Raw genomic sequence first — 15,702 nt, 5'->3', positions numbered from 1 at the left:
GTTGGAATTTTTATTTGGTTTATTATCCGTTGTACTTGTTATAGTATCTGTACTACTTATTATCTTAGTGCTCATGCAGAAAACAAAAGGAGCAGAGATAGGTGCTGTTTTTGGGTCAGGAGCTGCAAAGGCAGTTTTAGGAGCTTCGGCTGCAACTATACTTACAAAGATAACTTACTGGCTTGGTGGTATATTTTTATTTTTAGTACTTACTCTGTCATACTTAAGTGTAAAGATTGCAAAGTCTAACACAGTTATAGAAAACATCCCTTCACAGCAACAGACAGAAAATAAAAAATAATGCAAGAGTATGAAAATCTATACGAGATACTCCTTGCCTTAGGTTTAGGTTTCTTCGTAGGATTAGAAAGGGAATATAAGGCAAAAGGTGAAGTTTTCGCCGGAGTAAGAACCTATCCTTTAATATCTCTTTTAGGATACTTTTCTGCTTTGGTTTCTGATAAGCATTTTGATTTCTTTATTTATATATCTTTTCTATCTATTTTAGGGTTTACCTTGTTTAACTTTTTTCTGGAGTACGAGAAAGATAAAGGAATCACAACAGAAGTATCTGTTTTACTGACTTTTTTAATCGGCGTTTTAGTTTATTTTGACTATTACTATCTATCTGTTTTTCTTGGATTTTTAACGACGTTAATTTTAGCTATAAAGCAACCTTTAGAGAGTTTTGCAAAAAGTTTATATTTTGAAGATGTTATATCTTTGGTTAAATTTTTACTTCTAACAGCTATAGTATACCCTATCTTACCAGATAAAAGTTTTGGACCTTATGAAGCTATAAATTTAAAAGAGATATGGAAAGTTGTTATTATTGTAGCTACAATAGATTTTATAGGTTATATACTTGTAAGATGGAAAGGTGGAAAGTCTCTTTTATGGATAGCCTTGTTTGGAGGACTTATCTCAAGTACTGCAATCACTTATAACTTTTCTATACTTTCAAAGAAAAGCCCTGATTTAAAAAATATACTTTTCAGTGGGATTACACTATCTTGGATAGTTATGAATTTAAGAGTACTGGTTATATCTGGATTTTTAAATGTAGAACTTTTAAAATTTCTTGCACTTCCTTTGTTATTATCTTCGGTAGTTTTACTTTTAATGGTTTATAGGTATATTAAATTAGATACAACAACCGATTTTAAAGAGAGTGAGTTTAAAAATCCTTTTAGAATATTAGAGATTCTTCAATTTGCTATCTTTTACACTTTTATTTTAGTGCTTATTAAGTTTATTCAAAATAAAGTAGGTATTAGTGGCGTTTACTTAGTTAGTTTTGTATCCGGAGTTATAGATGTTGATGCTATAACCTTTTCTGCTGCATCTTTATCAAAAAGTGGCGTTATATTTACAACTACTGCAAGTATTATTGTTATTCTTGCAGTAATATCAAACTCTATTTTTAAATATATTTACGTTTTAATATTTGCAAATGAAAGTCTAAAAAGAGAGATGTTTAAAGTGTTAGTGTTTAATTTGTTTGTATTTTTAAGTTTTATTCTTATACAAATGTTTTTACAAAATCCATAAGTTTGCTATAGCACTCTTCTACTGGTTGCTGAGATTTTTTACACTTTGCTAAAACTTTTACACCTGTCATTTCTTGAATTATCTGTGGATTTGTTTCTTCTGATATATCTTCTCCAGAAAAGCCATTCATAACTATACCAACTATCTGTTTACCTTCTAACGCTCTAATAGTCAAAGCTGTATGGTTTATCGTTCCTAACGATGCCCTAGATACTATTAAAACTGGGATGTTTAAATCTTCAATAAGGTTTAAGTAGGTATAATTCTTCTTTATTGGGACTAAAAGTCCTCCTGCTCCTTCTACGATTACAAAGTCATATTTAGTTTTTAAGTATTTGTAATGTTTTATTATTTTTTGTATATCTATCTCTTTACCTTCAAGTACGGTAGCTGTATATGGTGCTACTGGGTTTTCAAATGTGTAAATGACCACCTCTTCTAAAGGCTGTCCTGTTATTTTAGATATAGTGTAGGCATCTTGTGGGATAGGCTGACAGCCTGTTTCAGCAGGTTTAAAGTAGGCTACATTTACTCCTTTTTCTTTCAGTAGTTTACAAATGGCAGCTGATACTGTTGTTTTACCTACTCCTGTATCTGTTGCAGTTATAAATAAACTGTTAAGCATTTTCTATATCCTGTAAAGTCTCAACGTTTTTAAGATTTAAATCTTTGTTAATTCTCTTTATAAGCCCTGTAAGGACTTTTTTAGGTCCTATTTCGTAAATATCTTTTACTCCCATAGATGATAGATACTCTATAGTTTGAACCCATCTTACAGGACTGTAAAAATGTACTTTTAACTCCTGCTTTATATCCTGTGCTTTTGTTATAGGTTTTGCCGATACGTTTGATATAACAGGTATGCTTGCATCTTTTATCTCTATTTTTTCTAAGTACTCTCCAAACTCCTGTGCTTTTTCTTTTAGCATTGATGAGTGGGCAGGTACAGAGACCACCAGAGGAACGACCTTTTTAGCTCCTTGAGATTTAAGTATCTCCATAGCTTTTTCTACTGCTACTTTTTCTCCAGATATTACAGTCTGCTCGTAAGAGTTGTAGTTTGCTATTTCAACTATACCATCTATCTGTTTTAAAATCTCTTCTATTTTAGAAGCTTCTAAACCTATAATAGCAGCCATTAGCCCAACACCTTCTGGAACTGCAGACTGCATAAGTTTTCCTCTTATATGGGTAATGTAAACTGCATCTTCTAAAGATAAACTACCAGCAACAGCTAGAGCTGTAAACTCTCCTAGTGAGTGTCCAGCTACAAAATCAGGTTCTATACCTTTTTTCTCTTTAAAGATTTTATAGGTTATGTAAGAGGTTAGAACTAAGGCTGGTTGTGTATACTCTGTAAGGTTTAGTTTTTCTTCATTGTTAAATATGATATCTGTAAGATTAAATCCTAATCTCTCGTTAACTTTTTCGTGGAGCTGTCTTACTTCTTCAAAATTTTCGTAAAAATCTTTGCCCATTCCTACATACTGTGAACCTTGACCCGGAAAAACAAACGCCTTCATAAACTCCTCCTTCAAAGTTTTAGGTAATGTATGAAAAAAGTAGCTACTACAAGATATATAGATATACCGATTATATCTGTTAAGGTTAACGATAAAGGTCCTGTTGCTAACGTTGGGTCTTTTTCAAGCTTATACATTATAAAGGGAACTAAACTACCTATCAATCCAGCAAAAACGATACTGAAAAACAGTGCAATTGCTACTATAATTCCAAGTATGTGATTACTTATCCATAAAGATGCAACAACTCCAACCAAAATACCAATTATTATCCCTATAAAAACTGCAACTTTTAACTCTCTAAAAACTGTAAAAAGGTAATCTATGGTATTTTCTGTTAATCTTCCATCTCTTAGTCCTCTTGCTGCTATTATCGCTGCTTGAGAACTTATATTTCCACTTAGAGCTGCCACCATAGGAAGGAAAAATACAACTTGTATAAATTCTGATATTGTATAATCAAACAAACTTATGATAACTGCAGTGATAAACTCTCCTACAGTTGCTATTAAAAGCCATGGTAATCTTAACTTTGCTATTTTGAATGTCTTATCTGCATAAAACAGCTCTTCTTCTTTTGCTCCTGCCATTTTAAAGAAATCTTCTGTTGTTTTTTCTGACATAACATCTAAAATATCTTCTATATAAACAACACCAAGTAAAGTTCCTTCATCATCAACAACAGGAAGAACATATAAATCGTACCTTCTAAAATTTTCTATAGCCTCTTCTTTAGTATCTTCTATGTTTAAAGTTATCAAGTCTCTTTTCATTATGTCTTTAATCATCAGATTAGATGGATAGGTTAATAGGTCTTTTAGTGAAATTACGCCCACTAATTTGTTTTTTTCATCAACTACATATATATAAACCAATTCAATGTCTTGGTTATACTCTTTTACTTTCTGGATAGCATCTTCTACCGTAGATGTGTCTAAAACTGCAAGATAAGAATCGCTTATTATTGATGCAACTTTGTCTTCACCTTCAGAAAGAAGATGTTTTAACTCTTCTTTCTCTTCTCCTTTTAGGTTTTCAATAACAGCCTTTTTAACATCTTCTGGGATATTTTCTATGATTGATGCTATCTCTGGTGTGGGTAGTTTTAATATAAAATCTACGGAATCTTTAATATGAAGAGACCTTATAATCTCTATCTTTACAATATCATCAAGGTCTTTAAAAACCTCAACTGCCTTTTCAGGATTTGTTTTGTAAAGGATGTTAAATATCTTTGTCCTTTCTTCTTTGGAAAGGTATTTAAAAACTTCGGCTATATCTCCTTTATGGGTTTTTGACAAAATTTTCTCTACAGTTTTCAGGTCGTGTTTTTGAAGAGACCTTTTCAGTGTTTCTTTTAAAACTTCAATTATAGGACTCATTTAACAACCTACGATATTTGATTGTATCCAAGCGACCTTAAAAGAGGTAAATCTTCTTTCCAATTTTCTTTTACCTTGACATAAAGATTTAAATGAACTTTTTTACCAAGTAAAAATTCTAACTCTTCTCTTGCCTGAGACCCTATTTTTTTTAGCATCTGACCTTTTTTACCTATGATTATTCCTTTGTGATTATCCCTTTCTACGTATATTACTGCATCTATAATAAGGAGATTCTTATTCTTTTCTCCCTCTTTTATAGATTCAACTTCTACAGCTACAGAATAAGGTACTTCTTGCTTTGTGTTAAAGAATACTTTTTCTCTTATTATCTCTGCTATCCATAATTTTAGTGGTAGGTCTGTAATCATATCTTCAGGGTAAAGGGGTGGAGACTCTGGAAGGTATTTCTTTATAGTATTTAAAAGCTCATCTATGTTTATATTCTTTATAGCAGAAATTGGTACATATTCTTTAAAGTCGTATATCTTTGTTGACTCTTCTATCAGTGGTAGTACTAAGTCTCTTTGAATTTTGTCTATTTTGTTTATTGCAAGTATTACTGGTTTGTTATACTTTTTTATGTAGTTCTCTACTATTTCCTTGTCCTCTTTTGTCCAACCTTTGTCAGCCTCTATTATCATAACTATAACATCAGCATCTTCCATACTTGCAACTGCAGACTCTAAAACTGATTTAGAGAGTAAATCTCCCCCTTTTTGAACTCCCGGAGCGTCTAAAAATATTATCTGGGCGTCTGGAAGATGTTTTACTCCCAGTATTCTCATCCTTGTTGTTTGTGGCTTTGGGCTTACTATACTTAGTTTTGTTCCAAGTATATTGTTAAGTAATGTTGATTTTCCTACGTTTGGTCTTCCTACTAACGCTACAAATCCGGCTTTAAAACTCATTTTTACACCTCTTTTAGTAATAAACTTCTTTTAAATACAATCCTTCTGGTGGTGCTAAAAACTTTCCTTTAGAAGAGTCTTTTGCTTTAATTATATCTTCAAACTCTTGCAAGGACAAGCTTCCTCTACCTATTGCAACTAAATGTCCAACTATCCTACGGACTAAGTTTCTCAAAAAATGGGAAGCTGTTATCTCTATATCTATTATTTTACCATCATAGTACAGTTTTATCTCCCTTAAGTCAACTTCTTTTCTTATGTAGTTTCCCTCTTTTGCCAATGATGTTAAATCTTTGTATTTTTTTAAAATTTCAATGCCTTGAAGCATTTTTACAATGTCTAAATCTTTATCAAAAAACCATCCTCTACCGTATAAAAATGGGTCTGGTTTTGTATATATTCTATATAAGTATGTCTTTCCCTTTGCGGAAAATCGGGCGTTAAAGTTTAGGTCTACTTCTTCTACTTTTTTTACTGATATATCCCTTGGAAGTTTAGCGTTTAGGTATGAGTAAATGGTAGATGGGTCTTTGTAGGAGTAGGTTTTAAAGTTTGCAACCTGATTTAAAGCATGGACTCCCGCATCTGTCCTTCCTGAACCAATTAAGGTTATCTTTTCTTTAAAAAGTTTTTCCAGGAGGTCTTCTATAATTTGCTGTATACCAACTGCATTTTTCTGTCTTTGCCAACCACTATACCTTGTACCTATGTATGATATTGTAAGTTTGTAGTTATATCTTTTTTTCATGAAAAATATTATAATTGATAAAAATTATCTGGGGTAAGTTATGGATGTTTTGTACCTTATACTAAAGTATACTATCTCTATTTTTGCTATAGTTGATCCTTTTGGAGCTATTCCTTTGATTATCTCTGTGTTAAAGAATTTTTCTGATAAGGAAAGAGAATTTATTATTAAAAAAGCTTCTATTTATGGATGTTTTATACTGATATTCTTCTTATTTTTGGGAAACTTTTTTGTTGGAATTTTGGGTGTTAGTATTGCCGATTTCCAAATAGCAGGTGGAATTATACTTCTTTTGATATCTATAAACATTATATTTGGGCAACCATTAAAAGAAAAAATATCTCCTGAAGAGATTCCTTTGATAAAAAAGTTAGAAAATATAGCTCTTATTCCTGTTGCTACTCCTATTTTAGCTGGACCAGGTGCTATGGTTACAGCTATGACAGTAGCATCGTCTCAAGAAAGTCTCTTAAATCTTTTAATAGTTGCAATTTCAATAGTAATAACTTTTTTAATATCTTACTTTATTTTAAAAGCATCTAAATACATCCAAAAACTTTTGGGAGAGATATTTTTAGATATCGTTTCAAGAATGATGGGAATAGTTATAATGGCATTGGCTGTTCAATTTATCGTTAAAGGTATAAAACAAAACTTTTTCCCTATCTTACATTAAAAGAGAGTTTATATAATCCTTATTTCCCAACTTTTCTTGGAATAAATTTATAAACTCTGCAGCTTCTTTGCCATTTACTATCCTGTGGTCAAATGAAAATGTCAGTTTAGCAATATTATCTACTGCTTTACCTACTGCAACTATTCCTACACATTCAGGAGGAATAATAGCGTCAAATGATATAACGTTGTACATTCCTAAATTAGATACAGAAAAGATGGCACCCTCTAAATCTTCTTTTGAGAATCTACTTTCTTTTGCTTTTTGTTTTATTATTTCTAATTCTTTTGCTATATCTTTTAATGTTTTTACCTCTACATTTTTTATAACTGGTGCAAATAGTTCTCCTGCAACATCAACTGCAATAGATATATTTACTGTAGGATATACGTAGTAGTATTCTTCGTCTGTTTTAGTTCTTAGTTTTTCGTATTTATATATACTGTCTCCTAAAATTTTTACAAGCCAAGTAGTTAAAGTAAAACCTGCATCTTTTGGAATATTTGAAAAATTAACTTCTGTAAATATATGAAATACTGGAATTTCTATAGATTTTTTAAGATTTTTGATTAAGCTTTTTCTTATAGAGTTTACACTTTTCTTTAAAGGTATATTTTTTTCTTTTATGTAGGTTAAAACTTCTTTCACTGTTATTTTTTCTATGTTTGTATAAAGCTTTATAATATCTTCTGGATTTATTTGATAGTCTTTAAGTAAGTTTATTACATTTTCATCTAACTTTTGGTTTACTATATACTCTTTTATATCTTTTTCGTGAGCGGGGATAGGTAGTTTACCTTCCTCTTGTAAAGATTTAATATCTATACCTATCTCTTTAGCTAAAACTTTAGCAACAGGAGATGCTGTAGAAGGAGGAAGCTTTTTAGTTTCGATCTCTATTGTTTGTGGTATTTTAATTTCTTTGATCTCTTGTTTGACTGTTTCTATTTTTTTCTCTTCTTTGGATTTTACTTCTGGAGTTTGAATATTCTCTTCTTTCTTTTCAGATATTATAGCTATAACTGTTCCTACTGGAACTTCTGAACCTTCATCAAACAAAATCTTTGTTAAATAACCACTTTTTAGAGAAGGGACTTCCATGATTGCTTTGTCTGATTCTACTTCTAAGATAGGTTCGTTAACTTCCACATAGTCTCCTTCTTTTTTTAGCCATCTGACTATTTTCCCTGTTTCCATTGTATCAGTTAGTTGTGGCATAACTATTTCATAAGCCATTTTGCTTTCCCCACTCTACTATTTTTAAATATATTTTTTCAGGTGTTGGAATTGATAAAAGTTCTAACTTTCTGTTGTAAGGTATTGGTACGTCTTCTCCTGCTATTCTTAAAGGTGGAGCATCTAAGTTATAAAAACATTCTTCTAAAATACTGCTAACTATCTGGGCTCCAAATCCACCGTGTTTTGGATTTTCTTCTACTATTACGAATCTTTTTGTTTTTTTAACTGAATTTGTCAAAGTTTCTAAATCTAAAGGATTTAAAGGTCCTACATCTATAACTTCAACTGATACGTTTAATGTACTTTCTATCTTATCTACAACCTTTAAAACATCGTGAACCATTTTTAAATAAGAAAATATTGTTAGATCTTTACCTTCCTTTAAAACCCTTGCTTTGAAAGGATTATAAAAACTATCTTTAGGTAGGTCAAACTTTTCAAAGTATAAAAGGGTATGCTCTAAGAATACAACTGGGTCATCTAATTTAATTGCTGTTTTTAATCCATGGTAAGCTGTTATACAATCAGAAGCAGTGAAGACTCTAAGACCTGGTATACCAGCAAATAGAGACTCTAAACTTTGGGAGTGTTGAGATGCAAGTTGCTTTACAACACCCTGTGGCATTCTAACAACCATAGGTAAAACTATCTTTCCTCCACTCATATACCTGAGTTTTGCCATGTTGTTTACTATCTGGTCCATTGCAAGCATTGCAAAATTTGCTGTCATTATCTCTGCAATAGGTCTTAAACCTCCTAAAGCCATACCAATGGCGATTCCTACAATAGAGTTCTCTGCTATAGGTGTATCTATTACTCTTTTTTCTCCATACTTTGCGTAAAGCCCTTCTGTAACCTTGTAATTACCTCCGTAAAATCCTACATCTTCTCCTAAGATAACAACAGACTCATCAATTTCCATCATTTCATCGATAGCAAGATTTAAAGCTTCACGGTAGAACATTTTTACATACCTCACAAAATACATCGGTATAAAGTTCTATCTCTTCAGGTTCGGGAGAGTTTTTGGCAAACTCTACAGCTTCTTCTATCTCTTTTTCCACAAGGTTATCTATGTAGTTGATATAATTCTCTGATAATAATCCAGATTTTTTTAACTTTTCAATAGGGTCTTTACTTTTTGCTATCTCTAACTCCCTTACAGACCTATAGTTTCCAGTATCACTCATAGAGTGAGGTTCGTATCTATAAGTAATTGCTTCTATAAAGTAAGGTTTTGATTCTTCTTGAATGTACTCTTTCGCCTCTTTTACTGCTTTGTATACTTCAAATATATCCATTCCATCAATCTGTTTTGAAAGCATATAAGGTTTTGCTTTTAAATAAATGTCTGTTATCGCTGAAGCTCTATCTATCCGTGTTCCAATAGCGTAGTAATTATTTTCACATAAAAATAAAACAGGTAGTTTCCACAGTGAAGCTAAATTTAAAGATTCATAAAAATTTCCTGCATTTGTTGCACCATCTCCAAAGGCTACTAAAACACCTGTGTTTTCTCCTTTAAATTTTCTTGCGTAAGCCATACCAACACTATGGGGAATATGAGCTCCTACAATAGCATTTCCTCCATAAAAGTTAAGTGAAGGTTCATAAAAATGCATAGACCCACCTTTACCTTTAGATATTCCTGTTTTCTTTCCAAACAATTCAGCCATTAAGTATTTTGGGTCTATCCCTTTTGCCAGAGCATAAACATGGTCTCTGTAATGAACAAAAATATCACCTTTATCAAATGCTATGGTAGCTCCCACGTGGACAGCTTCTTCTCCTATAGCTAAATGTAAAAAACCTCCAATGTTTCCTTTCATATACTCTTCTTTTGCCCTTAGTTCAAAAACTCTTCCAAGCTTCATAAAATAATAAAATTTTTCTGCTAATGACTGTTCCATATTAGACTCCTCATTTTTTAGACAGCTTACTTTTATTTTAAATCTACAAACAGATTTCAAATCTTGCAATAATTAAAGAAAAGGAAAATATTAGAACTTAAATATAACATTGTTTGATTTTTCTTTGATGATTACATATAATATTTAGAAAATTATTTGATGAGGTAGTAAAAATGGGATTTTTAGCAGAATATAGACAACATATGGAAGAAAGGGCAAAGTTAGGGATACCTCCTAAACCTTTAAATGCAAAGCAAGTAGCGGCTTTAATAGAGCTTCTTAAGGAAGTACCTATAATCGAAGAAGAATTTTTAATGGATTTACTCGTCAACAGGGTAAGTCCCGGTGTTGATGAAGGAGCTTACGTAAAAGCGGCATTTTTAAACGACATAGTCCAAGGAAAAGCACACTCTTCTGCTATATCTCCAAAAAGAGCTGTTCAGATACTGGGAACGATGCTTGGTGGTTATAATGTAAAGCCTTTGATAGATGCACTTTCCCATAAAGACCCAGAAGTTGCTCAAGAAGCTGCAAACGCTCTTAAAAATACACTTTTAGTTTACGACGCGTTTAACGATATAGTTGAACTTTCTAAAACAAATAAGTACGCTAAAGAAGTTTTAGAGTCATGGGCTAATGCAGAATGGTTTTTAAATAAAGAGCCTTTACCAGAAAAAATAACAGCTATAGTCTTTAAAGTTCCGGGAGAAATAACTACTGATGATCTTTCTCCTGCAACTGAAGCATCAACAAGAAGTGATATTCCTCTCCATGCATTAAGTATGTTAAAAGCAAAAATGCCAGATGCAATTGAGAAGATAAACGAACTTAAAAAATCAGGATATCCAGTAGCTTTTGTAGGAGACGTTGTAGGAACTGGTTCAAGTAGAAAGTCTGCAGCAAACTCTCTAATATGGCATATAGGAAGAGATATTCCTCATGTCCCAAACAAAAGAACAGGAGGTATTGTAATAGGTGGTATCATAGCACCTATATTCTTTAACACCCTTGAAGATTCAGGAGCTCTTCCTATACAAGCAGATGTTACAAAACTTGAAACAGGAGACGTTATAGAAATATATCCATACGAAGGAAAGATAGTTAAAAACGGTGAAGTAGTATCAGAGTTTGAGCTGAAACCAAACACACTTCCAGATGAAGTAAGAGCTGGTGGTAGAATACCTCTAATTATAGGAAGAGGATTAACAAGAAAGGCAAGAGAAGTTTTAGGTCTTGGTGAAGAAAACATTTTCATAAGACCAAAGCAACCACCTGAAAAAGAAGGAGTAGGTTATACTTTAGCCCAGAAAATTGTAGGTAAAGCCTGTGGAATGCCTGGAGTTAGACCGGGAATGTACGTCGAGCCTCAGGTGTTAACAGTAGGAAGTCAGGACACAACCGGTCCAATGACAAGAGACGAGATAATAGAGCTTGCAGCACTTGGATTTAGCTGTGATTTTGTACTCCAGAGCTTCTGTCATACTGCAGCATATCCAAAACCTGAAGACGTAAAACTTCATCACACATTACCTCCATTTATAATCAGTAGAGGTGGAGTATCCTTAAGACCAGGGGACGGAATTATCCACTCTTGGTTAAATAGAATGGTTTTACCGGATACAGTAGGAACAGGTGGAGACAGTCATACAAGATTCCCAATAGGAATATCTTTCCCAGCTGGCTCTGGTTTAGTAGCATTTGCAGCTGTTACTGGAACGATGCCTCTGGTTATGCCTGAATCTGTGTTAGTTAGGTTTAAAGGGGAAATACAACCAGGAATAACTATAAGAGACCTTGTAAATGCAATACCTTACTACGCTATAAAACAAGGCTTATTAACAGTTGAGAAGAAAGGTAAGAAGAACGTATTTGCAGGAAGAATTTTAGAAATTGAAGGATTACCATATTTAAAAGTTGAGCAGGCTTTTGAGTTTGCAGATGCATCAGCAGAAAGAAGTGCTGCAGCTTGTACAGTAAGGTTAAATAAAGAACCTGTAATAGAGTATATACAATCTAATATAAAACTTATTGAAGCAATGATAGAAGCAGGATACCAAGATGCAAGAACACTAAGAAGAAGAGCAGATAAAATGAAAGCATGGCTTGATAATCCTACACTCCTTGAACCTGATGAAAATGCGGAGTACGCAGCTGTTATAGAAATAGATTTAAATGAGATTAAAGAACCTATAGTGGCCTGTCCAAATGACCCAGATGACGTTGCCACACTATCAGAAGTACTTGCTGATGAAAGAAGACCTAAGAAGATAGATGAAGTATTTGTAGGAAGCTGTATGACAAACATAGGACACTACAGAGCATTAGGAGAAATACTTAGAGGAGAAGGACAAGTACCTGTTAGACTCTGGATAGTCCCACCTACTAAGATGGATGAAAGACAGCTTAGAGAAGAAGGTTATTATGCTATATACGGTCAAGCCGGAGCAAGGGTAGAAATTCCCGGATGTAGCTTATGTATGGGTAACCAGGCAAGAGTTAGAGATGGAGCAGTGGTATTTTCAACAAGTACAAGAAACTTTGATAACAGAATGGGTAAAGATGCTAAAGTCTACCTTGGAAGTGCAGAGCTTGCAGCTGTATGTGCAATCTTGGGAAGACTTCCAACTGTAGAAGAGTATATGAGTATAGTTCCTAAAAAGTTAGCTGGAAAAGAAGACGAAATTTATAAATACTTAAATTTCCACCAAGTAGGAAAAGACGAGTTAATATATCTTACGGTATAAAATTTCTTGTCCCCCTGCAAAAAGAGGGGGATTTTTTAAATTTAGATTAAAAATTAATTTATTAAAGAATAAAAATAGGATTTTTATATATATTTACCTATCTCTTCCAACAACTCAAGTAAAACCTTTTTTACACTTTCTTTATCTGTTGCAATTAAAGGTAAAACTTTTATCTCTTCTCCTAAATCTAACGCAGTTCTAATATCTTCTGGACTCCATGCACCTTTTAAGTCTTGTTTGTTGCAACCAACAACAAAAGGAGCAGGATACCTTGATTCAAAATAGTTAATTATTCTTCTTGCTTCGTGGAAAGTTGCCGGGTCAGTACTATCAACTAAAACAACTAATCCAACCATACCTTTACCTAAGATATCCCACATAAAATCAAATCTTGATTGTCCCGGTGTTCCGAAAAGATAAAGGGTATGCTCATCATCTATTTTTATTCTACCAAAGTCCATTGCTACTGTAGTGTGATCTTTTTTCTCTTTCTCCCCAGCTTTTGTAGTTCTTGCCTCGGTTTTTACCGTTTCTATTTCACTGATAGTATTTATAAACTGAGTTTTACCTGCTGCGTAAGGACCTGATATTACTATTTTTATCTTTTTCTCTGCCATTTTACTTACAACCCTCTTATCTTAGATATAATCTTATTAAGGAGTGTTCTTGTTAGGTCAAAACCTAACTTCCTTTCTTTTTTCTTCTCTCTCTGAATTATTCCGCAGGCTAAAAATCCATAAAGGGTTCTTTTTACAATTAAATCATTCACTTTAGAAATATAAATAATATCTGAAACTTTATTCTTTCCATCAATCAAATGTAAGATTTTTTTCTCGTGATCTAACAAGAAAGCTTTTTTTGCTATCTCATCCCAATTTTCTGTTTTTTCAAAGACTAAACCAAAATCAGATATTTTCCTTTCAACTTCTTCTTCTGTTAACTGTCTTGCAAGATACATAATTAACTTTTCGATAGGAATCTTTGACTTTACGTCTGGAGGATACTTTATAAATCCAGATGTAAAGGAAAATTTACCTTCTTTTAAGTTAAGTAGATTAGGTAATTTTGCAACTAAAACATTATACATTTCTTCTTTTGAGATTCCTTCCTTTTTTAATACAGCTTCAAAATCTACATCAAGGTAAACGTAAAAAACTTTTTTAACTTCTCTTATAAAGACTATATCTCCTTCTTTAAAGTATACAGCGTAGTTTGTATCATCCTTTTCTATTACAAGAATACCATCTTTTTTATCTTTCTTTAAAACTTGAAATACGTCAACAAAGTTAAATATTCTTAAATCACCAGCTATAGCCATAGGTTATCATCCTAACTCTGTTTCTAACTTTTTGATAGTCCTTTGTATTTCCATAAGTAAAAGTCCTAACTTTGCATTTGCAGGTGCCAATACTCCTAAAACTGCAACATCCTTAACACCTGTAAATATAACATATCCAGAGGAGCCTTTTATGTAAAGCTGCTCTAGTGATCCTTTATTTAATTCTGCCGTTACTCTTTCTCCAAGGGATAGTATTGCAGCTCCCATTGCGGCTACTCTATCTTCATCTGCACCCGGTGGTAATACAGACGCGATAGCTAAACCGTCGACACTAACAAGTACTGCACCTTCTGCTCCAGCATCTCTTACCAAACTTTCCAATATTTCATAATATTTTACAGCCATGATGCCCTCCAGATTAAATGTTTAACAATTTTTCCTTACACTCTTCTACAAACATTTCTCTTTTTTTACTATCTGGTATTTCTTCGGCAAGGTTGTGGAAAAATTTTACCATAGAAAACTTATTTATCGTATTTGTTTTAAAAAACTCCTGCCTTTTTTTATTAAATAAAAATTTACCAAATGGACCTATATACTTTATAAAGATAATGCCGATTTCATCAAAGATTTTCTCTGTGTCTATAGTTTCTATTCCTTTTTCCGTTAAATTCTCGCTATCTGAAGTCAGTATTTCACTTAAATCAGGCACAGATTGAATATTCAATACATCAGTATTTTCTTGATTTTTAATAGATTCTGCTTCAATATCTTCTTTCAAAATGTCAAATAGGTCTGGATTTTCTATTTTTTCGACTTTCTCAGTTTCTACATTTTGAGTTAAAACTTTTTCTAATTCAGTTATATCTGAGTCTATGCTAACTTCTTTTTGCGGTATTTCTTTTTTAATTAGGTTAATCTCTTCCTTAGTTGATGATTCTTCTTTATCTTTTAACTGGATTTCATATAACTCTAAAAGCTCTTTTTCAAACTTTTTAACTTCTTTTGCTAAATCTACAGCTACCACCTTCAAAAGTGAAAAGTTTGGTTTTCCAATATGGATCATACCTATTGCTATATCCTTACTGACATAGTAAACGAACATAGAAAAATCTTTGTTTTTATTTTCTGAGAACAAAAATTCTGCATTAAAATCTTTTATAGCTTCATTAATTTCTAAAGACCTTTCTATAATTCTTGCAAAGTTAGACTCTAAATTTTCAAATCTTCCTGTGTATTTAGAAACAAAAACTTTACCTTTAACAAATACACCTACATAATAAAGTTTAGTATCGTTATAAACCTTGTTTAAAAGATTGAGGATCTGGTTTTTTACTTCCATAGATTATCAAAGCTCACCTTTTTCTAACTTTTCCATTATAGCTTTAATGCTCATTCTCATTCTATCAAAGGATTCAGCCAGCTCTTCTAACTCATCTCCTGTTTTTTCTACATATATTTCATAATCTAAGTTTCCCATACTTACTTCATGCATACCGTTAACGACAGTTTTTAACTTACTAACTATTTTATCGTCTATAATCTTCTTAATTCCAAACACTGGGATAAGAAACATTATTTGAGAGATAATTACAGATATAACAGCTTTTACCAAAGCATCTTGAACATTTGATGAAGCCAGCATAAAATAAACTAACCCCCCTACAAATAAAGATCCAACAAATGATCCACCAAGAACTATCATAAAGATTTTTTGAGATATAGACTTTCTTTCCATT

General features: G+C 32.4%; 17 protein-coding genes. 4 read left to right on the top strand and 13 right to left on the bottom strand.

Annotated elements, in window-relative coordinates:
* Position 1 precedes the first annotated feature (1 nt).
* Together secG and SULAZ_RS07440 are read left to right on the top strand one after the other, a co-directional pair.
* Positions 2-301, top strand: a complete 300-nt coding sequence (gene secG / locus SULAZ_RS07445) for a preprotein translocase subunit SecG (RefSeq protein WP_012674516.1) — start codon at positions 2-4, stop codon at positions 299-301.
* Positions 301-1,551, top strand: a complete 1,251-nt coding sequence (locus tag SULAZ_RS07440) for an MgtC/SapB family protein (protein ID WP_012673942.1) — start codon at positions 301-303, stop codon at positions 1,549-1,551. Before secG ends, SULAZ_RS07440 begins: the two co-directional genes overlap by 1 nt.
* Here SULAZ_RS07440 and bioD read toward each other — a convergent pair.
* The 5 genes from bioD to truA are packed head-to-tail and all read right to left on the bottom strand — an operon-like array spanning position 1,523 to position 6,115.
* Complete coding sequence (bioD, locus tag SULAZ_RS07435) at positions 1,523-2,176, bottom strand: dethiobiotin synthase (RefSeq protein ID WP_012673569.1); 654 nt, start codon at positions 2,174-2,176, stop codon at positions 1,523-1,525. The two genes, SULAZ_RS07440 and bioD, sit on opposite strands and share 29 nt — an antisense overlap.
* On the bottom strand, positions 2,169-3,074 hold the full coding sequence (gene fabD, locus SULAZ_RS07430; RefSeq protein WP_012673843.1) for an ACP S-malonyltransferase: 906 nt from the start codon (positions 3,072-3,074) through the stop codon (positions 2,169-2,171). The genes bioD and fabD overlap by 8 nt, the downstream gene beginning before the upstream one ends.
* A gap of 11 nt (positions 3,075-3,085) precedes the next feature.
* On the bottom strand, positions 3,086-4,456 hold the full coding sequence (gene mgtE, locus SULAZ_RS07425; protein ID WP_012673551.1) for a magnesium transporter: 1,371 nt from the start codon (positions 4,454-4,456) through the stop codon (positions 3,086-3,088).
* Between the two features lie 8 nt (positions 4,457-4,464).
* Complete coding sequence (gene era / locus SULAZ_RS07420) at positions 4,465-5,367, bottom strand: GTPase Era (RefSeq protein ID WP_012674040.1); 903 nt, start codon at positions 5,365-5,367, stop codon at positions 4,465-4,467.
* Positions 5,368-5,380: 13 nt separating this feature from the next.
* The gene (gene truA / locus SULAZ_RS07415) at positions 5,381-6,115 is read right to left on the bottom strand and encodes a tRNA pseudouridine(38-40) synthase TruA (RefSeq protein ID WP_012674283.1); all 735 of its coding nucleotides are present in this window, start codon (positions 6,113-6,115) and stop codon (positions 5,381-5,383) included.
* Positions 6,116-6,155: 40 nt separating this feature from the next.
* Here truA and SULAZ_RS07410 point away from each other — a divergent pair, with 40 nt between their 5' ends.
* A complete protein-coding gene (locus tag SULAZ_RS07410; RefSeq protein ID WP_012674630.1) occupies positions 6,156-6,791 on the top strand; it encodes a MarC family protein in 636 nt (211 codons plus the stop codon).
* On the opposite strand, the gene SULAZ_RS07405 is transcribed toward SULAZ_RS07410, so the two are convergent.
* From SULAZ_RS07405 to SULAZ_RS07395, 3 genes are read right to left on the bottom strand one after another with little or no spacing between them, the layout of a single operon-like run.
* The gene (locus tag SULAZ_RS07405; RefSeq protein ID WP_012675116.1) at positions 6,783-8,027 is read right to left on the bottom strand and encodes a dihydrolipoamide acetyltransferase family protein; all 1,245 of its coding nucleotides are present in this window, start codon (positions 8,025-8,027) and stop codon (positions 6,783-6,785) included. The two genes, SULAZ_RS07410 and SULAZ_RS07405, sit on opposite strands and share 9 nt — an antisense overlap.
* A complete protein-coding gene (locus SULAZ_RS07400; RefSeq protein WP_041675895.1) occupies positions 8,017-8,994 on the bottom strand; it encodes an alpha-ketoacid dehydrogenase subunit beta in 978 nt (325 codons plus the stop codon). Before SULAZ_RS07400 ends, SULAZ_RS07405 begins: the two co-directional genes overlap by 11 nt.
* On the bottom strand, positions 8,981-9,940 hold the full coding sequence (locus tag SULAZ_RS07395; protein ID WP_012673821.1) for a thiamine pyrophosphate-dependent dehydrogenase E1 component subunit alpha: 960 nt from the start codon (positions 9,938-9,940) through the stop codon (positions 8,981-8,983). The genes SULAZ_RS07400 and SULAZ_RS07395 overlap by 14 nt, the downstream gene beginning before the upstream one ends.
* A gap of 173 nt (positions 9,941-10,113) precedes the next feature.
* Between SULAZ_RS07395 and acnB the strand changes: the two genes are divergently transcribed.
* Positions 10,114-12,684, top strand: a complete 2,571-nt coding sequence (acnB, locus tag SULAZ_RS07390) for a bifunctional aconitate hydratase 2/2-methylisocitrate dehydratase (protein ID WP_012674287.1) — start codon at positions 10,114-10,116, stop codon at positions 12,682-12,684.
* 83 nt (positions 12,685-12,767) lie between these two features.
* Here acnB and SULAZ_RS07385 read toward each other — a convergent pair whose 3' ends face one another.
* From SULAZ_RS07385 to SULAZ_RS07365, 5 genes are read right to left on the bottom strand one after another with little or no spacing between them, the layout of a single operon-like run.
* Complete coding sequence (locus tag SULAZ_RS07385) at positions 12,768-13,301, bottom strand: GTP-binding protein (RefSeq protein ID WP_012674004.1); 534 nt, start codon at positions 13,299-13,301, stop codon at positions 12,768-12,770.
* Between the two features lie 5 nt (positions 13,302-13,306).
* Positions 13,307-14,002 (bottom strand): DUF4388 domain-containing protein, encoded by a 696-nt coding sequence (locus tag SULAZ_RS07380; RefSeq protein ID WP_012674583.1) that lies wholly within the window; start codon positions 14,000-14,002, stop codon positions 13,307-13,309.
* 6 nt (positions 14,003-14,008) lie between these two features.
* Positions 14,009-14,368, bottom strand: coding sequence for a roadblock/LC7 domain-containing protein (locus SULAZ_RS07375; RefSeq protein WP_012674802.1), 360 nt, complete (start codon positions 14,366-14,368; stop codon positions 14,009-14,011).
* A 13-nt stretch (positions 14,369-14,381) separates the two neighbouring features.
* Positions 14,382-15,305, bottom strand: coding sequence for a DUF8082 domain-containing protein (locus SULAZ_RS07370; RefSeq protein WP_012674861.1), 924 nt, complete (start codon positions 15,303-15,305; stop codon positions 14,382-14,384).
* A gap of 6 nt (positions 15,306-15,311) precedes the next feature.
* Positions 15,312-15,701 (bottom strand): HAMP domain-containing protein, encoded by a 390-nt coding sequence (locus tag SULAZ_RS07365; protein ID WP_012674596.1) that lies wholly within the window; start codon positions 15,699-15,701, stop codon positions 15,312-15,314.
* Between the last annotated feature and the right edge of the window lies 1 nt (position 15,702).

This window comes from Sulfurihydrogenibium azorense Az-Fu1 (assembly GCF_000021545.1).
GTDB lineage: Bacteria > Aquificota > Aquificia > Aquificales > Hydrogenothermaceae > Sulfurihydrogenibium > Sulfurihydrogenibium azorense.
Note: the sequence above shows the minus strand (reverse complement) of the source record. Positions and strands in the feature narration are given on the sequence as shown.